Raw genomic sequence first — 17,935 nt, forward strand, 5'->3', positions numbered from 1 at the left:
CCCAAGTCAGAGGGGGCTTAACCTGCTCCGATGAGAGTCCTCGTCGCCCCCGACTGCTACGGCGACAGCCTCACCGCGGTGCAGGCCGCGGCGGCGATCGCCGCGGGCTGGGCCGCCACGCGCCCGGCCGACACCCTCGTGCTCGCTCCGCAGTCCGACGGTGGGCCCGGCTTCGTCGACGTCCTGGCCGAACGGCTGGGCGGTGTGCAGACGACCACGGTGCGCGGCCCGCTGGATCGCGAGGTCACCGCGCACTGGGTGCTGCACGAGGCCACCGCCTATATCGAGTGCGCGCAGGCCTGCGGGTTGGCGCTGCTCGGCGGGCCGCCGACGGCAGCGACCGCGCTGAACGCGACCAGCTTCGGAGTGGGGCAGCTGGTGGATACCGCGCTGGTGGCGGGCGCGAGGCGCGTGGTCGTGGGCCTCGGCGGCAGTGCTTGTACCGATGGCGGCCGCGGGCTCGTCGAAGCGCTGGGCGGGCTGGCGGCCGCGCACCGCAGGCTGGCCGGCGTCGAACTGATCGTCGCCTCGGATGTCGAGCACCCGCTGTTGGGGCCGATGGGTGCCGCGGCGGTGTTCGGTCCGCAGAAAGGGGCCGATCCCGCGACGGTGGCAGTACTGGAGCAGCGGCTGACGGAGTGGGCCCGCGAACTCGAATCCGTGGCCGGCCGAGACGTCGCTGTCGAACCCGGTGCCGGCGCCGCCGGCGGTCTCGGGGCGGCGCTGCTGGCGCTGGGTGGACGGCGCGAATCGGGCGCGACGGTGATCGCCGGCCACACCGGGCTGGCTGCGGACCTGGCCGCTGCCGACCTGGTCATCACCGGTGAGGGCCGGTTCGACGACCAGTCGCTGCATGGCAAGGTGATCAGCGCCCTGGTCAGCCAGGCACACGGCACGCCCGTGCTCGTGCTGGCCGGGCAGGTGACGCTGGACCCGGCGGCGGTAGCTGCCGCGGGGGTCGCGGCCGCTTATTCCATCGCCGACCACGCCGGTTCGGTGGCGCTGGCCATCAGCGACGCGGCCAACCAGCTGACCGGATTAGCTGCGGCCGTCGCCGCTGAAGTCGGGAATAGCGGCCGGACAAGGTACCGTTGATGTTGCCTGGATAAGTGCCAGGCAATCGAGTGTGTACCAGGGAGATGCAATGACTGTTGAGGACGCGACCACCACCGGTACCTCGACCGAGACCCACGGCGTGGTCTTGTCGGACGCGGCGGCCGCCAAGGCCAAGGCTCTGCTGGACCAGGAAGGCCGTGACGACCTCGCGCTGCGTATCGCCGTGCAACCGGGCGGCTGCGCCGGCCTGCGTTACAACCTGTTCTTCGATGACCGCACCCTCGACGGTGACCTGACCACCAATGTTGGCGGCGTCAACCTCACCGTCGACCGGATGAGTGCCCCGTATGTGCAGGGCGCCACGATCGACTTTGTCGACACCATCGAGAAGCAGGGCTTCACCATCGACAACCCGAACGCCACCGGCTCTTGCGCCTGCGGCGATTCGTTCAACTGACCTAGCTGGTCCGGCGGTCTCCTACAGGGAGTCCGCCGGACGCGGCAGGTATGAGCAGACCAGGGTTTCGCGCGGCTGTACCAGCAGCTGGGCGACGGCCTGGAATTCGTTGTTCTTCGGTCCCGAACCGCGCGGTAGCCGACCTGACGGCGCCACCTTCATGGTGAACAGCACCTGCGCCTGATTCGGTGACAGCATCACGATCTTGTCGATCGACGTGACATCCGCCTGGCCGAACTGCTTACGGAATGCATCGCTGGCCAGATTCGCGACGGTGTAGTCCGTGGCGTGGTCCTTGACGCCGTCATACAAGCCACACAGCGCGTGTCGCGCTACGGTCTGCTTGTCCTGATGCAGCAGCGCGTTCAGATAGCCCTGGATCGCGGACTTGGCAGAGGCATCGGTCAGACCCCGATCACTGGTGCCGCGGACCGCGAAGATGATGCCGCCGATGACGGCGACAACCGCAACGACTGCGCCAACCACCAGCAGGATTCGCTTGGTGTTGTTGCCGCCACCTGACCGATACGACACCGCCGGCGGGAGCGTCGTCGGGTAGGCCTGAGGAGGGCCGGCGGAGGGTGCACCGTAGGGGGCACCGTAGGTGGGGTTCCCCGGACCCGGCTGCGGGGGGATCGATTCCGGGTACGGATATACGCCGTCCATGTTGACCACAGGCTAGCGCACCCGGGCGGACGTCCCGGTCCGGTTACTCCGGCTGCGCTGGGTAAGCTCGCCGAATGACCATTGCCGTGACCGGATCGATCGCGACCGACCATTTGATGCGCTTCCCCGGCCGATTCGCCGAGCAGTTGCTGGCCGAACACCTGCAGAAGGTGTCGCTGAGCTTCCTGGTCGACGACCTGGTGGTGCACCGTGGCGGCGTCGCCGGCAACATCGCCTACGCCATCGGCATCCTGGGCGGCAGCCCGACGCTGGTCGGCGCGGTGGGCAAGGACTTCGATGACTACCGCGGCTGGCTGACGTCGCACGGCGTCGACTGCTCGCAGGTGCTGGTGTCCGACTCCGCCTACACCGCACGTTTTGTTTGCACCACCGACGAGGACATGGCACAGCTGGCGTCGTTCTATCCCGGTGCCATGTCCGAGGCGCGCAACATCAAGCTGGCTGATCTCGTCGCCGCGCAGGGCGAGCCGGAGCTCGTGATCATCGGCGCCAACGATCCCGAGGCCATGTTCCTGCACACCGAGGAATGCCGGAAGCTGGGTCTGCCGTTTGCCGCCGACCCCAGCCAGCAGCTGGCCCGGTTGTCCGGCGCGGAGATCCGTCGCCTCATCGACGGTGCCGCCTACCTGTTCACCAACGACTACGAGTGGGACCTGCTGCTGCAGAAGTCCGGCTGGTCCGAGGCCGAGGTGATGAGCCAGATCGAGCTGCGCGTCACCACACTGGGGGAGAAGGGCGTCGACATCGTCGGCGACGGTTCATTCATCCACGTCGACGTGGTGCCCGAGAATGAGAAGGTCGACCCGACCGGTATCGGTGACGCCTTCCGCGCCGGCTTCCTCACCGGCCGCGGCGCCGGCCTGAGCCTGGAGCGGGCCGCTCAGCTGGCCTCGCTCGTCGCCACGCTGGTGCTCGAGGCGCCGGGCCCGCAGGAATGGACCTGGGACAAGGCCACTGCGCTGCCGCGTCTTTCGGCCGCCTTCGGGGCCGACGCCGCCGACGAGATTACCGCCGTGATCTAAGCGCCGATAGTGTGGGAAACGACCGAAATCAGCTCCACCTCGCGGTCATTTCCCGCACTGCCGGCGTGCACGATCAGAGTTCGACGGGGTAGACGGGCTCGCTGATCTGCGGGGTGACGCTGCCCTCGATGAAGATGGCGTGCCACAACATGAAGATCAGCACCGTCCACAGCCGGCGGCTGTGGTCGCTGACGCCGCCCCGGTGGTCTTCGAGCATCTGGCGCACGGCGGCGAGGTTGATCAGGTCCCCGGTCTGCGACGCGTCGACCGTCGCGTAGGCCCACTCCAGCAGCTCGCCGGAGCGTAGCCAGTGCCGGATCGGCACCGGGAAACCCAGCTTCGCCCGGTGCAGCACATGGGCCGGCACGATGGGTTCGAGGGCGCGGCGCAGTGCGTATTTGGTCGTGGTCCGGGTGATCTTCTGGTCGTACGGCAGCTTGGACGCGACCGCGAACACCTCGGGATCCAGGAACGGCACGCGCAGTTCCAGTGAGTTGGCCATGGTCATCTTGTCGGCCTTGACGAGGATGTCACCGCGTAGCCAGGTGAACAGGTCCAGGTGCTGCATGCGGGCGACCGGATCCCAGCCGGCGGACTCGGCGTAGACAGGCGCCGTCACGTCGGTGTGCGTCCACTCCGGATTGAACTGCGCCAGGGTCGCCTGCAGCTGCTCGTCGGAGAAGCTGCGGGCGTTGCCGTAGTAGCGCTCCTCGAGCGTCAGCGACCCGCGGTGCAGCAGGCTCTTGCCGCGCATTCCCTCGGGCAGTGACTTGGACGCCTTGCCCAGCCCACGGCGCAGCCCACGGGGGACACGATCAAACGCCTTGAGCGACAACGGTTCCCGGTAGATGGTGTAACCGCCGAACAACTCGTCGGCGCCCTCGCCCGAAAGCACGACCTTGACGTGCTTACGGGCTTCGCGGGCGATGAAGAACAGCGGCACCAGCGCCGGGTCGGCCACAGGCTCGTCCAGGTACCAGACGATCTCCGGCAGCGCCGCGACGAACTCGGCCTGGCTGACCACCTTGGTCACGTGCCGCGCCCCGATGGCCTCGGCGGAGGCGACGGCCACGTCGACCTCGGAGAAGCCCTCGCGCTCGAAGCCGGTGGTGAACGTGATCAGCTTGGGGTTGTGGCGCATCGCCAGCGCGGCGATGGCGGTGGAATCGATGCCGCCGGACAGGAACGCGCCGACGGTGACGTCGGCCCGCATGTGCTTGGCGACCGAGTCCTCGAGCACCGCGGTGATCTCGTCGTACCGGGCCTGCTCCTGCCCTGTGACAAACGGCACGGCGGCGAACTTCGGCTTGAAGTACCGCGTTACCTCCGGCTGCTGGCCCGGCCGGATGCGGGCGTAGCTGCCCGACTCCAGTCGGCGGATGCCGACCTGCAGCGTCTCGGGTTCGGGCACGTACTGCAGCACGGTGTAGTGCTGGACGGCACGTTCGTCGATGCTCAGATCGATGCCGGCGCGGGCCGCCAGGTCGAGAATGCACTTCTTCTCGCTGCCCACGATGGTGCCGCCGGGTCCCGTCGCCAGATACAGCGGTTTGATGCCGAACGGGTCACGTGCGCAGAACAGCTCGCGGGTCTCGGTATCCCACAGCGCGAAGGCGAACATCCCCCGCAAGCGGGCCAGGGCAGCGGTGCCCCAGTAGTGGTACGCGGCGACGATCGCCTCACTGTCGCCCTCGGTGGCGAACTCGGCGCCGAACTCGCCGCGTAGTTCCTCACGCAGTTCGAGGTAGTTGTAGATCTCGCCGTTGAACACCAGTGCGTAGCGGTTCGGCGCCTCGGGCGGACCCCAGCGCAGCGGCTGATGGCTGTGCGCGATGTCGATGATGGAGAGCCGGTTGAAACCGAAGACGACAGCAGCCGAGCCGCTGTGGCCGGCCTCGGTGTGGTGTCCGCTGGTGTCGTCGGCCCAGGCACCCGACTCGTCCGGGCCCCGGTGACGCATCGGATGCGTGGCATCCGAAACCGCGTTCACGAGGTCGGTGGAATGGTCGGCAACAGGGTCGGCCAGGTAGGCCAGCAGTCCGCACACGGGCGCCAGTATGCCTGTTCAGGCAGGTGAACTCAGAACTGGCGCTGCCGATTGGCCGGTCGCTTCGCTCGGCACCGTGGGCGTGGTCTACGCTGCGTAGTATTCGACCGGCTTGACCGACCTCTAGGAGGGCCTCAACGTGACCGCTCGCGGGCTCCGTTTGGTGGCGTTGTCCGCCATTCTCGGCGCGTCGACGCTGCTGCTCAGCGGATGCAGCTGGCAGGAAGTCTTCGGCCTGGGTTGGCCGACCGGCATCACCCCAGAAGCACACGCAAACCGTGACCTCTGGGTGTGGTCGGTCATCGCCTCGTTCGTGGTCGGCGCCATCGTGTGGGCGCTGATCTTCTGGGCGATGGCGTTCCACCGCAAGAAGAAGACCGACACCGAGCTGCCCCGCCAGTTCGGCTACAACATGCCGCTGGAACTCGTGCTGACCGTGGTGCCGTTCCTCATCATCTCGGTGCTCTTCTACTTCACCGTCGTGGTGCAGGAGAAGATGATGGACCACAGCAAGCCTGCTGAGGTCACCATCGATGTCACCGCGTTCCAGTGGAACTGGAAGTTCGGCTACCAGAAGGTCGCCTTCAAGGACAACACCTTCTCCTACGACGGCGCCGACACCGCTCGCAAGGAAGCCATGACGTCCAAGCCCGAGGGCAAGAACGAGCACGGCGAGGAGAAGGTCGGCGCGATCCGCGGCATCAACCCCGAGGACCGCAGCTACCTGAACTTCGACAAGGTCGAGACCATCGGCTCCAGCACCGAGATTCCGGTCCTGGTTCTGCCGAAGGGCAAGCGCATCGAGTTCCAGATCGCCTCGGCCGACGTCATTCACGGCTTCTGGGTGCCGGAGTTCCTGTTCAAGCGGGACGTCATCCCGAACCCCGAGGCCAACCACTCGGACAACATCTTCCAGGTCAGTGAGATCGAGAAGACCGGTCCGTTCGTCGGCCGCTGCACCGAGATGTGCGGTACGTACCACTCGATGATGAACTTCGAAGTGCGCGTGGTGGAGCCCGACCAGTTCAAGGCTTACCTGCAGTACCGCATCGATCACCCGAAGGCGACCAACGCCGAGGCGCTGGTGTCGATCGGTCTGCCCCCGGTGGCCCAGACGACCCGTCCGTTCGACACTCGCCGCGGCGAGCAGGCCGGTTCGCCGGTTCAGGCGAGCAAGTAGGGGATACGAAATGCATATCGAAGCCCGGCTTTTCGAGATTCTGACTGCCTTCTTCGCCTTGGCGACCATCGGCTACGGCACGCTGACCGCGCTGTACGCCAACGGTGGCATCGAGTGGGCCGGCACCACCGCGCTGGTGCTGACCACGGGTCTGTCGCTGATCATCGGCACGTTCTTCCGGTTCGTGGCACGCCGCCTCGACACCCGGCCTGAGGACTACGAAGACGCCGAGGTCTCCGACGGCGCCGGCGAGCTGGGCTTCTTCAGCCCGCACAGCTGGTGGCCGCTGCTGATCGCCCTGTCGGCTTCGACCACCGCGGTCGGTATCGGCCTCTGGCTGCCCTGGCTGATCGTCGCCGGCGTGTGCTTCGTGCTGGCCACCGTCGCCGGCCTGGTGTTCGAGTACTACGTCGGCCCCGAGAAGCACTGACACCTACGGCCCCTGTGACCTGATCGCCTCCGCGGTCAGGTCACAACCGTATGTCAGATGGTCCTCTGGCGCCGTCCGGAACGGCCATGCCAGGCCCATGTTGGGTAATGTCTGCCGAAGCGCGGTATTCCGTAGCTGTGGCGACATAGTGGTCGAGAGGGATAGGCGTACGTGAGCGGGTCACATTCCCCGGGCTCGGATGATGATGCGGCCCGGGAGCCATCGGGCGTCGGTGAAGGCACGGGCGAAACCGAGATCTATTCGCAGGCCTACTCTGCGCCCGAATCCGAGCACTTCACCATTGCGCCGTATGTGCCGCCGGAGCCGGCGCTCTACGACTACGACAGCTACGAAGCCAAGCCAGAGGCCAGCGACGCCCCGCCGCCGCGGTGGCCGTGGGTTGTCGGTGTCGTGGCGATCATCGCCGCGATCTCGCTGGTGGCGTCCGTTGCCATCCTGGTGACCCGCAACACCAGCTCGGAGAACGTGGCAACGCCCTCGACGAGCACCACCTCGGCGCCTCCGTTCCAGGACGAGTTCACCACCACGACGCCGCCGCCTCCGCCGACGACGACCGAGGCGCCGCCTCCGCCACCACCACCCCCGCCGCCTCCGTCGACGGTGACGGTGACCCAGCCGCCGCCGACGTCGGAAGAACCGCCGCCGCCCCCACCGCCCAGCACCCCAGCGGCCGCACCGCCGGCGACGACGTCCGCTCCGCCGACCGGACCGCGGTATGTCACGTATCGGATTTGGGGCACGAAGGCGCCGCTGGACCGCATTTCGGTGACATATACCGACGCTGCCGGACGCCAGCGCACCCAGCAGAACGTCTACATCCCGTGGATGATCACGCTGACACCCATCTCGATGTCCGACGTGGGTTCGGTCCAAGCCTCCAGCCTGCTGCGGCTGAGCCACCTGAACTGTTCGATTGTGACCAGTGACGGCCAGACCCTGGCCTCCCAGACCAACGATGATTGGCAGACGAGCTGTTAATGCCGTACAACGCTGAGACTTCAACCCGGTCGCGAGTGACGGGCGGCAGCCCAGAGCAGTTGGACCGTCTTCTGCTCGGTGGCTGTGTGGCCCTGTGGTTGGCTGCCCTGGGCGCCGGGGTGGCGGCTGCCGTCGCGCTGGTGGATCTCGGTACCCGGCATCCGTCGGGTACTTCGTCGTCGCCCACGCCGTGGCTGCTGTACTCCGTCATCGGGGTGTCCGCCGCGGTGATCATCGGTGCCATCCCGCTGCTGTTGCGGGCCCGTCGCGGTGGGGCTGCGCCGCTGCCGCTGCTCGGCGGCGGGCCGTCCGAGGCCGAGGACCGTCGTCCAGCCGGTGACGTCCCGCAGAGCGCGCTCCGGTCCTTCGACGATCCGGTGGTGCGGCGGTATTCGGTGTCCCCGGCGACCAGCATGGTGGGCTTTCCGATAGCGGCGGTGGACCAGCTGTGGTTGCGCTGCACGGTCGGCATCGCCGCTGCCATGGGCGGTGCGACGCTGTTCGTCTTCCTGGGCGCGTACATGCTGGCCGACCGCCACGATGATTTGGCCTGGATGCTGTACGGCCTGGCCATCGTCATCACCGCTGCCATGGTCGCCATTCCCTGGTACTGCTTGCGGGGTCTGCACGCGGTGCTGGAGGCTGCGGCGGAGGACGCCCGCGCCGCTTAGCCGGCGAAGGACCTCCCGCGCCGACTGACGTCAGCCGGGGACTGGTAAGGGCAGTGCTGCCTCGGCAGTCGTCTCGTTGTCCGTTGAGCCTGTACGTGTGGCGCAGTTGTGCGAGTGTCGGGTGCCACCGTGTGAGGGTCAACGCTGATGTGGCCCTGCTGCGGCGTTGAGCCGGTATTCGTGGCGCAGTTGTGGAGGGCGTGTTGGCCGCGGCATTGCGGTGCATGAGGCTTACCGCCACACCGATTTGAGCCTGGGGCCACGGCAGAACAGATCGTCATTCGATGTCTGCAGTGATTCATTGGCCCCGGCGCAATCCGATGCCGTTGTGCGCGTGGGTAGGGGAGTGGCGCGTGTCCGAACGTGTAGTAGATGCCGCGTCAGAGGCCTGGAACCCGCTATTGAGTTCACGCTCGGGCCGGTTTCGGGCATCCCACAAACGAATTCGGCCCGGTCTGGTGGAAACCAGACCGGGCCGAAACCGTAGATCGAGCTAGTGATGCCCGTTGGAGCCATTGGCGGGCGAAATCTCGTCCTGGTACTCCTTGAGCGCGGTCAGCGCCTTGTGCTCGGCGGCATGTTCGGCGTCGGCGAGGGCGGCCTGCTCGACGGCGGAGTCGGCGAACAGGAAGCTGCCGGTGCCGGGCGAGCCGGCCGAGCCGAGCTTGTTCATGCGCTTGGGCAGGGCGCCACCCTGGTACTCCAGCGGCAGCGGGTGGCCGTGGTCGTCGACCGGGCCGAGCGGCTGGTGCAGCTCGACGTAGGCACCGTGCGGCAGGCGCTTGATGATGCCGGTCTCGATGCCGTGCTCGAGCACCGCGCGGTCGCTGCGCTGCAGGCCCACACACCAGCGGTAGGTGAGGTAGTAGACGACTGCGGGCAGGACCACCATGCCGATACGACCGATCCAGGTGGTCGCGTTCAGGGAGATGTCGAACTTGAGCGCGATGATGTCGTTCATTGCGGCCAGGGTCAGCACCATGTAGAACGCGATGGCCATGGCACCGATGGCGGTGCGCACCGGCACGTCACGCGGACGCTGCAGCAGGTTGTGGTGCGCGTCGTCGCCGGTGAACTTCTTCTCCAGGAACGGCCACGCGATCAGCAGACCGAACACCAGGCCCATGATCACCGCAACACCCATGACGGCCGGGATGGTGTGGCCGAACGGGTAGAGCTCCCAGGCCGGCCAGATACGGGCGAGGCCTTCGGTCCACATCATGTAGAAGTCGGGCTGGCTACCGGCGGACACCTGCGAGGGCTTGTAGGGGCCCAGCTCCCAGATCGGGTTGATCTGCAGCAGACCGCCCATGATGCCCAGGATGCCGGTGACCATGGCGAAGAATGCGCCGGACTTGACGGCGAACACCGGCATGACGCGCACGCCGACGACGTTCTTCTCGGTACGGCCGGCACCCGGGAACTGCGTGTGCTTCTGGAACCAGACCAGCGCCATGTGCGCACCGATCAGGGCCAGGATGACGCCCGGGATCAGCAGGATGTGCAGGGCGTACATGCGCGGGATGATGATGTGGCCGGGGAAGTCCCCGCCGAACAGCGCCCAGTGCATCCAGGTGCCGATGACCGGGATACCCAGGGTGATCGAGGACAGCGCGGCGCGCAGACCGATGCCGGACAGCAGGTCGTCGGGCAGCGAGTAGCCGAAGTAGCCCTCGAACATGGCCAGAATCAGCAGCAGCGAGCCGATCATCCAGTTGGCCTCACGCGGGCGGCGGAACGCGCCGGTGAAGAAGATGCGCGCCAGGTGGACCATGATCGCCGCGGCGAACATCAGGGCGGCCCAGTGGTGAATCTGGCGGACGAACAGGCCACCCCGGACCTCGAACGAGATATCGAGGGCCGATTCGTAGGCCCGCGACATCTGCACGCCGCGCAGCGGCTGGTAGACGCCGTGGTAGACGACCTCGGTCATCGACGGGTCGAAGAACAGGGTCAGGTACACGCCGGTGAGCAGCAGCACGATGAAGCTGTAGAGCGCGATCTCACCGAGCAGGAAGGACCAGTGCGTCGGGAAGACCTTGTTCAGCTGGCGGCGTACCGCGGCCGACGGGTGGTACCGCGAGTCGATCGCATTGCCTTGTGCGGCAGCGATGTCAGCGAGCTTGGGACTCATGATTTGCGCTCCCAGAATGCCGGTCCGACGGGTTCGATGAAGTCGCCGTTGGCGACCAGATAGCCCTCTTTGTCAATCGTGATCGGCAGCTGCGCCAGGGCGCGGGCGGCCGGCCCGAAGATCGGCCGCGCGAAGTGCAGCGCGTCGAACTGCGACTGATGGCAGGGGCACAGAATGCGGTAGGTCTGCTGCTCGTACAGCGACGAGGGGCAGCCCAGGTGCGAGCACACCTTGGTGTACGCGAAGAAGTCGCCGAAGTTGAAGCTCTCCTGGCCCTGGCGCTTGACCACGCGGGACAGGTCTTCGGGCTTGATGCGGATGAGCATCACCGGGTTACGCACACCGAGAGCGATCTCGGACAGCTTCTCGTGCGACTCGAGGGTGGTGCCGTCGCCGTCGGACTCGCGCCACGGGAACACGGTCTCCATGCCGCCCGCGTCGAGGTCCTCGGGACGCATCTTCACGAAGGGGGACTCACCCGGCAGGCCGGTCGCCCGGGCCAGGTAGATGGTCTCGCCGTGGAAACGGGGGGTCCAGCCGGACGTCCACAGGACGGCCTTCTTGCCCTCGGCGGTCGGAACCACCGGCTTCCACGGGTTCTTGATCAGACCGCCGATGAAGGCGACCGCGGTGCCCAGGCCGAACGCACCCAGGCCGACGCCGAGCGACAAGCCGATCAGCTTGCGGCGCTTGAGGGTCGAGGCCTCGAGTGCATCGGTCAGGTTGGCCGCGATGGTGGCCCGGTGGATCTCGGGGGAGGCGCCGTCGTGGCGGTCCTGGATCGAGATCTCCTCGGGGATGAACTTCTTCTGGAAGAGCACCGCACCGATGCCGATCGCGAGGATCGACAGACCGAAGGTCAGGCCGTACAGCGGGGTGGCCAGCGAGTAGATGAACTCACCGTCGGACTCGAACGGCTTGTACTCCCACGGCCAGAACAGGAAGACCAGCAGCAGGGCCAGGCCCGAGAGGCCACCGAGCAGCAGCCAGGCCGCGACCTGACGCTCGGCGCGCTTCTCCGCCTTGGTGCCCTCGACGGGCCAGCGGGGCTCCTTGAAGACGGTGGTGACGCCGTCGATCTTTCCGCCCAGTTCGACGAGTTCCTCGCGCGACATGTCGCGCAGTTCCGCGTCACTGGGAATGTTCACGTTGTCGCTCATGCTCGCGATCCGATCCACATAGCCACGCCGATCACGGCGACCATCCCGATAATCCACATCGCCATGCCCTCGGGCGCGGGGCCGAAGCCGCCGAGGCCGTAGCCGCCCTGGCTGCGGGCGTTAGCCGACTCATGGACGTAGGCGACGATGTCGCGCTTCTCTTCCGGGGTCAGCTGACGGTCCGAGAACTTGGGCATGTTCTGCGGGCCGGTGAGCATGGCGGTGTACACCTGCGCCGGTACCTCGGCAGCCTTGCCGAGGTCAGGCGCGTACTTGCCCGACGACAGTGCGCCACCCTTGCCGGTGAAGTTGTGGCAGGAAGCGCAGTTCAGGCGGAACAGGTCGCCACCACGGGCGACGTTCTCACCGAGGAACGAGTGCTGGTTGATCTGGCCGTTGGCGTCACGGGGGACCTCGGGGCCGCCGCCGTTGGCCTGGATGTAGGCGCCGAGGGCATCGATCTGGTGCTCGTCGAACGCCGGGTCCTTACGGGGCGCCTGAGCCTCACCGCGCATGGCGGGCATGCGGCCGGTGGACACCTGGAAGTAGACCGCCGCGTCGCCGACGCCGATGAGGCTCGGGCCGCGGTCGGGCACACCCTGCAGGTTGGCGCCGTGGCAGGAGACGCACGACGTTTCGAACAACTGCTTGCCGGTGCGCAGCAGAGCCAGCTGCGACTCGTCGGCGACCGCGACCTGCGGCCGCGGCGTCAGGGTGGCCGCCAGGCCACCAGCGACTAGAAGTCCGAGCAGCAGCAGCATCGCTGCTGAGAGGCGCCGGTGTAACCGACGACGGGACTTGCTGGTCATCGAACCCCTTCTCATCGACGAGTTAGTCGTCGGACCCATCGGCGAGCCGATCATCGGACGAAGTAGATGGTGGCGAACAGGGCGATCCACACGATGTCGACGAAGTGCCAGTAATAGGACACGACGATGGCAGCGGTGGCCTGTGCCGGCGTGAACTTGCTCATCTTGGTGCGGGCGAGCAGGTAGATGAACGCCACGAGACCGCCGATGACGTGCAGACCGTGGAATCCGGTGGCCAGGTAGAACACCGAACCGTAGGCGCTGCTCGGGATCGTGGTGCCTTCGCTGACGAGCATGTAGTACTCGAACGCCTGGCCGCCGACGAAGAACGTGCCCATGATCAGCGTGATGACGTACCACCGGCGCAGGCCGAAGACGTCACCGCGCTCGGCGGCGAAAACGCCCATCTGGCAGGTGAACGACGACGCGATCAGCACCAACGTCACCGGAACGGCCTCGGCCAGGTTCAGGTGCGTGGGGGGCGGCGGCCATACGCCGCCGGCCTGAGCACGCGCGGTGAAATACATTGCGAACAGCCCAGCAAAGAACATCAACTCACTGGAAAGCCACACAATGGTGCCGACACTGACCATATTCGGCCGGTTCAGCGAATGCACCCGCGACGTGATCGCGGTTCCAGAGGTACCTACAGCGCTCGTCACAGCGGTAAGTATGACGCTTTGTAGTTGTTGAACTCCACCCGGGTGCCGACATTGGTCATAATCGGGTCCGTGCCAACCATCGATCCTCATCAGGAACCGACCGCCGACGGGCCGCTGTGGCCTCAGATCCTGGGCCGGCTGACCACCGGCCAGAACCTTGCCGCGGGTCAGGCGGGGTGGGCAATGGACCAGGTCATGACCGGTACCGCGACCCCGGCGCAGATCGCTGCTTTCGCCATTGCGATGAAGATGAAGCGACCGACGTCCGCGGAGGTCTCCGAACTCGCCGATGTGATGCTGCGACACGCCCGAAAGGTGCCCGCCGACGCGCTCGCGGCGATCGGCACCGATGTGGTCGACATCGTGGGCACCGGAGGGGACGGTTCCAACACCGTGAACCTGTCCACGATGGCGTCGATCGTCGTGGCCGCGTGCGGGGTGCCCGTCATCAAGCACGGGAACCGCGCGGCGTCGTCGTTGTCCGGCGGTGCCGACACCTTGGAGGCCCTGGGCGTCCGGATCGATCTGTCGCCCGGTGACGTCGCCCGCTCGGTTGCCGAGGTCGGCATCGGCTTCGCGTTCGCCCCGCAGTTCCATCAGTCCTACCGGCACGCGTCTGCCGTGCGGCGCGAGATCGGGGTGCCGACGGTCTTCAATCTGCTTGGGCCGCTGACCAATCCCGCGATGCCGCGGGCCGGCCTGATCGGCTGCGCCTGGGCGGAATTGGCCGAGGTGATGGCTGGTGTGTTCGCCGCGCGCGGTTCCAGCGTGCTGGTGGTGCATGGCGACGACGGGCTCGATGAGCTGACCACCACGACGACGAGCACCATCTGGCGGGTGCAGGCCGGCACCGTTGACCGGCTGACGCTGGACCCGGCGGCGTTCGGCTTCGCCCGCGCCGAACTGAGTGAGCTGACAGGCGGCGACGCCGCGGCCAACGCGGAGTCGGTGCGTGCGGTGCTGGCGGGCCAGGCCGGTCCGGTCCGGGATGCCGTGGTGCTCAACGCCGCTGGGGCAATGGTGGCTCATGCCGGGCTATCCAGCGACGCCCAGTGGGTGCCGGCGTGGGAGCGCGGTCTGGCCCGTGCCACCGAGGCGATCGATTCGGGTGCGGCCGAGAAGCTGCTCGCACGGTGGGCTCGGTTCACCCAGAAGGTCTGACCGCTCGGCTTGCTGCGCCGCCGCCCGGGCGGACCGGGCGGCGGCGGCCCACTCGGCCCACCGGCCGGCCGCGGTGATCGGCAGGCAGTAGCCGGCCCCCGGTCCGGTGCCGGAATCGGTGCGGACGATCCGCACACCGGGGGCGGCCAGCCAGCGCACGATCAGTGCCACCTCCTCGACGGGTGCGCCGCCCAGGGGCCGGTCGGATGTCAGGATCACCTGTGCCGCAGCGGATATCGCGTCGACGACGGGCATCGGCGGCACCCGCCGCGGTGCGTTGCCGGCGGCCGCCAACTGGCCGTACCGGACCACGACGAGGTGCCAGCCACCGGCGCCGTCGGGCCGGGCGGCCACCAGTTCCGGTAGCGCGGTCAGAGCCCGCAAGCGTTGCCCGCGCCACAGCCCGTCGATGACGATTGCGGCATGGTCCCGCAGCCGGGCCGCGGTCTCGAAACGTCCTGCGGCGGCCAGATCGTCGATGTGGTTCAGCGCCGTGGCGAGTGCGGAATCAGCAACGCCGGCGACGTTTCTCGCGGCCGTCGCGGCGAATTCGGCATAGGCGTCCGCGCTGATACCGCGGGGCGCTGGGCACGGCGAGAGCTCGCGCTCAGGGCACTGCGGCCCATGCTGGGCTGCTCGTGCCAACCGCGTCGTGCACGTCCGCACGCCGGTGAAGCGGGCCAGCAGCAGGGCGGCGTCGACGGCGTCGGCGTGGACCCGGAACGGGCCGACGGCGCGATCGTGCCGCGGTGCTCGCACCACCGAAAACCGGGGGAACGCCTCGTCGGTGAGTGCCACCCACCACCAGTTGTGCGGAGCTTTCGAGCGTCGGTTGTAGGGCGGCGCGTGCGCGGCGAGCAGCCGCAGTTCGCGGACCCCGGCTTCCAGCTCGTGGGCGCACTCCACGTGATCGACCCGGATAGCCAGGGACGCCATCTCTTTCATGCGGGCGCGCGGGTCGGCGCCGGTGAAGTACTGCCGGACCCGGCGGCGCAGATCGACCGCGGTGCCGACGTAGAGCACCTCCTCGGACGGCCCGCGGAACAGATACACGCCGGGGGAGTGCGGCAGGGCGTCGGCGAGCTTGCGGTTGCGGCGCTGCGCGCGGGTCACGTCGGGGAGATAGCCGCGTAGTTCGGCCAGCGTGTGCACGCCCTGATTGCCGATGCGTTCCAGCAGCCCGTGCAGCACGTCGACGGTGGCACGGGCGTCGTCGAGGGCCCGGTGCGTGGGCGTGGTGGTGGCACGGAACAGCCGGGCCAGCTCCGAGAGTCGGACGCTGGGCGCCTCGTCGCGCGTCAGTACCCGGCGGGCCAGCTTGACCGTGCACAGCACCGGCGGGTTGGGCCAGGGCAGCTGCGCCCGCTCGGCCGCGGCCCGCAGGAAACCGATGTCGAAACCCGCGTTGTGGGCGACCAGGACGGCGCCGCGACAGAACTCGAGAAACGCGGGCAGCACCGATTCGATGCGCGGGGCGTCGCACACCATGGCCGTGGTGATCCCGGTCAGCTGAACGATTTGGGGCGGGATGGCGCGACCCGGGTCGACCAGGGTGGCCAGTTCGCCGATGATCTCGCCGCCGCGCACCTTGACCGCACCGATCTCGGTGATGGCGTCCCAGCCGCCGCCGGTGTCGTCCGCCCGGGCCCGGCCGCCGGTGGTCTCCAGGTCGACCACCACGAACGTGGTGTCGCGCAGCAACGCCTCGTCAAGATCGAAAGCCAGCTGATCGGTGGTGCTGCCGGAGCCCATGACGTGACAGTAGGGGCCGGGACCGACAAGAAATCCCATCGATGTCATTCCGTTATCGGGTTGCTGATCACGCGCGCTTTTTGTCGGTGGACGTCGCTAGCGTGCGCCTCAACCGATGAGAGGAATCAGAGATGAAGTTCGACAACGGGCCGGTGAAGATCGACTGCGACGACTGCGCGGTGCGTGGTCCCGGCTGCGGTGACTGCGTGGTCAGTGTTTTGCTGGGTGTGCCCGAAACATTGATGGACGACGAGCGTCGCGCGCTGGAGGTGCTCGCCGACGCCGGCCTGGCGCCCCGGCTTCGGCTCGTCCCGATCGGGCGGCCGAAGGGAGGGATCAGCACTGAAAACAAGCCAAAGTCAAGCACCACGGGCGTAGCGTGACGACCCTCACATTGTGATGCTGGTTAACGGGATCGGGGAGCGGGCTGATAGATTGGCCATTCCCGTTGGACAACGCCGATGCCGTTTCGTAACCTATTCGAGACCTCACTGAGTTCGAAGCGGCTCGAACCCGCAGTTGAAGGACGCGAAATCTTGAGTCTCCACCGCACACACCGCACCAAATGCAGTCTTAAACGACCAGTAGCCGGTGCCATCGCGGGGCTCACCATACTCGGCAGCGTATTTGCGAGCAACGTCCAGGCCGATCCGGCGGACGACGCCGTAGCAAAGCTCAACGAGCTCTCGCGCCAGGCGGAGCAGACCACCGAGGCCATGCACGGCGCGCGGCTGGATCTGGACAAGAAGCTGGCTGCCGCTAAGGCCGCCGACGCCAAGCATGAGGCCGCCGAGGCAGCTGCGGAAGCGGCCAAGAACGACCTGGCTACCTACCAGGCGTCTGTCGACAAGATTGCTGCAGCGCAGTACATGGGCGGGCGGACCGACGGCATCGACGCAATCCTGACCGCGGACTCGCCGCAGGGACTGATCGACCAGCTCTCGGTCCAGCGCGTGATGGCCAGTGAGATCTCCGCGCAGATGGCCAACTTCCACAGCGCCTCCGATTCGGCCACCAAGGCCGAGGCCGACTCGGCGAAGTTGGCGTCCGACGCCAAGACCGCCGCCGAGCAGGCCGCCGCGGTGCGTGCCGATCTGCAGTCCAAGCAAAGCAAGCTGCAGGTGCAGATCGCCATCGTCAAGTCCCGTTACGCCGCGCTGACGCCGAGTCAGCGCGAGGCCTTGGCGGCCCTGCCCCCGGCTCCCGCCGCCGCCCCGCCGGCCCCGCCGCCGGTCGGCGTGCCGCCGGCTCCTGACGCTGTGCCTCCGGCGCCCGGGCAGGATCCGTCCATCAACGCCGCGGGCCCCAACCCGCCGGTCGAGGGGCTGCCCGTGCCCTCGGACAACGGCGGTACCGCTACCGGTCAGATCGCGGTCCAGGCCGCTCTCACCCGCATCGGCGACCCGTATGTGTGGGGTGCCGCCGGCCCAGGCCAGTTCGACTGCTCGGGCCTGGTGATGTGGGCGTTCCAGCAGGCCGGGATCTCGCTGCCGCACTCGAGCTACGCGCAGGCGGCCGGCGGACAGCCGGTGTCGCGCGATCAAATGCAGCCCGGTGACGTCGTGAGCTACTACTCCGATGCCTCGCACGTGGGCATCTACATAGGCGACGGCATGATGGTCCACGCCTCGACGTTCGGTGTGCCTGTGCGCGTGGCGCCGGTCGACAACGCGCCGATCTACAACGTGCGTCGCTACTGAGCCTCTCC

The 17,935-nt window shown here is 67.5% G+C and carries 16 protein-coding genes and 1 pseudogene; 10 read left to right on the plus strand and 7 right to left on the minus strand.

All coding sequences use genetic code 11. The features are described 5' to 3' along the window. The first annotated feature begins 30 nt into the window (after positions 1-30). Together ACX12F_RS09530 and ACX12F_RS09535 are read left to right on the plus strand one after the other, a co-directional pair. Positions 31-1,095 (plus strand): glycerate kinase family protein, encoded by a 1,065-nt coding sequence (locus ACX12F_RS09530; protein WP_459369338.1) that lies wholly within the window; start codon positions 31-33, stop codon positions 1,093-1,095. Between the two features lie 49 nt (positions 1,096-1,144). After that, complete coding sequence (locus ACX12F_RS09535; protein WP_459369339.1) at positions 1,145-1,513, plus strand: HesB/IscA family protein; 369 nt, start codon at positions 1,145-1,147, stop codon at positions 1,511-1,513. Positions 1,514-1,534: 21 nt separating this feature from the next. On the opposite strand, the gene ACX12F_RS09540 is transcribed toward ACX12F_RS09535, so the two are convergent. Beyond that, a complete protein-coding gene (locus tag ACX12F_RS09540) occupies positions 1,535-2,179 on the minus strand; it encodes an Rv0361 family membrane protein (protein ID WP_459369340.1) in 645 nt (214 codons plus the stop codon). 74 nt (positions 2,180-2,253) lie between these two features. Here ACX12F_RS09540 and ACX12F_RS09545 point away from each other — a divergent pair, with 74 nt between their 5' ends. Next, the gene (locus ACX12F_RS09545) at positions 2,254-3,222 is read left to right on the plus strand and encodes a carbohydrate kinase family protein (RefSeq protein WP_459369341.1); all 969 of its coding nucleotides are present in this window, start codon (positions 2,254-2,256) and stop codon (positions 3,220-3,222) included. Between the two features lie 73 nt (positions 3,223-3,295). Here ACX12F_RS09545 and asnB read toward each other — a convergent pair whose 3' ends face one another. After that, complete coding sequence (gene asnB / locus ACX12F_RS09550) at positions 3,296-5,269, minus strand: asparagine synthase (glutamine-hydrolyzing) (protein ID WP_459369342.1); 1,974 nt, start codon at positions 5,267-5,269, stop codon at positions 3,296-3,298. A 139-nt stretch (positions 5,270-5,408) separates the two neighbouring features. On the opposite strand from asnB, the gene ctaC reads away from it, so the two are divergent. The 4 genes from ctaC to ACX12F_RS09570 all read left to right on the plus strand — a co-directional run bounded on the left by ctaC (position 5,409) and on the right by ACX12F_RS09570 (position 8,549). Continuing rightward, positions 5,409-6,449 (plus strand): aa3-type cytochrome oxidase subunit II, encoded by a 1,041-nt coding sequence (gene ctaC / locus ACX12F_RS09555; protein ID WP_459369343.1) that lies wholly within the window; start codon positions 5,409-5,411, stop codon positions 6,447-6,449. Positions 6,450-6,459: 10 nt separating this feature from the next. Then, positions 6,460-6,879, plus strand: a complete 420-nt coding sequence (locus ACX12F_RS09560) for a cytochrome c oxidase subunit 4 (RefSeq protein WP_459369344.1) — start codon at positions 6,460-6,462, stop codon at positions 6,877-6,879. 171 nt (positions 6,880-7,050) lie between these two features. Next, positions 7,051-7,878 (plus strand): hypothetical protein, encoded by an 828-nt coding sequence (locus tag ACX12F_RS09565; RefSeq protein WP_459369345.1) that lies wholly within the window; start codon positions 7,051-7,053, stop codon positions 7,876-7,878. Then, on the plus strand, positions 7,878-8,549 hold the full coding sequence (locus tag ACX12F_RS09570; protein WP_459369346.1) for a DUF2561 family protein: 672 nt from the start codon (positions 7,878-7,880) through the stop codon (positions 8,547-8,549). Before ACX12F_RS09565 ends, ACX12F_RS09570 begins: the two co-directional genes overlap by 1 nt. A gap of 493 nt (positions 8,550-9,042) precedes the next feature. Here ACX12F_RS09570 and qcrB read toward each other — a convergent pair whose 3' ends face one another. The 4 genes from qcrB to ctaE are packed head-to-tail and all read right to left on the minus strand — an operon-like array spanning position 9,043 to position 13,314. After that, a complete protein-coding gene (gene qcrB, locus ACX12F_RS09575) occupies positions 9,043-10,683 on the minus strand; it encodes a cytochrome bc1 complex cytochrome b subunit (protein ID WP_459369347.1) in 1,641 nt (546 codons plus the stop codon). After that, positions 10,680-11,843, minus strand: coding sequence for a cytochrome bc1 complex Rieske iron-sulfur subunit (gene qcrA, locus ACX12F_RS09580; RefSeq protein ID WP_459369348.1), 1,164 nt, complete (start codon positions 11,841-11,843; stop codon positions 10,680-10,682). Before qcrA ends, qcrB begins: the two co-directional genes overlap by 4 nt. Next, positions 11,840-12,652, minus strand: a complete 813-nt coding sequence (gene qcrC / locus ACX12F_RS09585; protein ID WP_459369349.1) for a cytochrome bc1 complex diheme cytochrome c subunit — start codon at positions 12,650-12,652, stop codon at positions 11,840-11,842. The genes qcrA and qcrC overlap by 4 nt, the downstream gene beginning before the upstream one ends. 50 nt (positions 12,653-12,702) lie before the next feature. After that, entirely contained in the window at positions 12,703-13,314 is a 612-nt protein-coding gene (ctaE, locus tag ACX12F_RS09590; protein WP_455983155.1) for an aa3-type cytochrome oxidase subunit III, read from the minus strand. Positions 13,315-13,374: 60 nt separating this feature from the next. Here ctaE and trpD point away from each other — a divergent pair, with 60 nt between their 5' ends. Next, positions 13,375-14,475, plus strand: a complete 1,101-nt coding sequence (gene trpD / locus ACX12F_RS09595; RefSeq protein WP_459370291.1) for an anthranilate phosphoribosyltransferase — start codon at positions 13,375-13,377, stop codon at positions 14,473-14,475. Here the strand turns inward: trpD and ACX12F_RS09600 are convergent. After that, a pseudogene (locus ACX12F_RS09600) lies at positions 14,413-16,275 on the minus strand (DEDD exonuclease domain-containing protein); the annotation flags it as partial. The gene trpD and the pseudogene ACX12F_RS09600 sit on opposite strands and share 63 nt — an antisense overlap. Positions 16,276-16,358: 83 nt before the next feature. On the opposite strand from ACX12F_RS09600, the gene ACX12F_RS09605 reads away from it, so the two are divergent. Both ACX12F_RS09605 and ripC read left to right on the plus strand, forming a co-directional pair. Beyond that, positions 16,359-16,610, plus strand: coding sequence for a hypothetical protein (locus ACX12F_RS09605; RefSeq protein WP_459369350.1), 252 nt, complete (start codon positions 16,359-16,361; stop codon positions 16,608-16,610). 153 nt (positions 16,611-16,763) lie between these two features. Then, positions 16,764-17,927, plus strand: a complete 1,164-nt coding sequence (gene ripC / locus ACX12F_RS09610; protein ID WP_459369351.1) for a peptidoglycan hydrolase RipC — start codon at positions 16,764-16,766, stop codon at positions 17,925-17,927. Positions 17,928-17,935: the final 8 nt, after the last annotated feature.

The sequence above is a fragment of the Mycolicibacterium sp. HS_4_1 genome (genome assembly GCF_054515875.1).

Excerpts from the sequence above, each read along its gene's own strand:
- ACX12F_RS09530 (WP_459369338.1), top strand. The coding sequence starts at position 31 with ATGAGAGTCCTCGTCGCCCCCGACTGCTACGGCGACAGCCTCACCGCG.
- ACX12F_RS09535 (WP_459369339.1), top strand. The coding sequence starts at position 1,145 with ATGACTGTTGAGGACGCGACCACCACCGGTACCTCGACCGAGACCCAC.
- ACX12F_RS09540 (WP_459369340.1), bottom strand. The coding sequence starts at position 2,179 with ATGGACGGCGTATATCCGTACCCGGAATCGATCCCCCCGCAGCCGGGT.
- ACX12F_RS09545 (WP_459369341.1), top strand. The coding sequence starts at position 2,254 with ATGACCATTGCCGTGACCGGATCGATCGCGACCGACCATTTGATGCGC.
- ACX12F_RS09560 (WP_459369344.1), top strand. The coding sequence starts at position 6,460 with ATGCATATCGAAGCCCGGCTTTTCGAGATTCTGACTGCCTTCTTCGCC.
- ACX12F_RS09570 (WP_459369346.1), top strand. The coding sequence starts at position 7,878 with ATGCCGTACAACGCTGAGACTTCAACCCGGTCGCGAGTGACGGGCGGC.
- qcrB (WP_459369347.1), bottom strand. The coding sequence starts at position 10,683 with ATGAGTCCCAAGCTCGCTGACATCGCTGCCGCACAAGGCAATGCGATC.
- qcrA (WP_459369348.1), bottom strand. The coding sequence starts at position 11,843 with ATGAGCGACAACGTGAACATTCCCAGTGACGCGGAACTGCGCGACATG.
- qcrC (WP_459369349.1), bottom strand. The coding sequence starts at position 12,652 with ATGACCAGCAAGTCCCGTCGTCGGTTACACCGGCGCCTCTCAGCAGCG.
- ACX12F_RS09605 (WP_459369350.1), top strand. The coding sequence starts at position 16,359 with ATGAAGTTCGACAACGGGCCGGTGAAGATCGACTGCGACGACTGCGCG.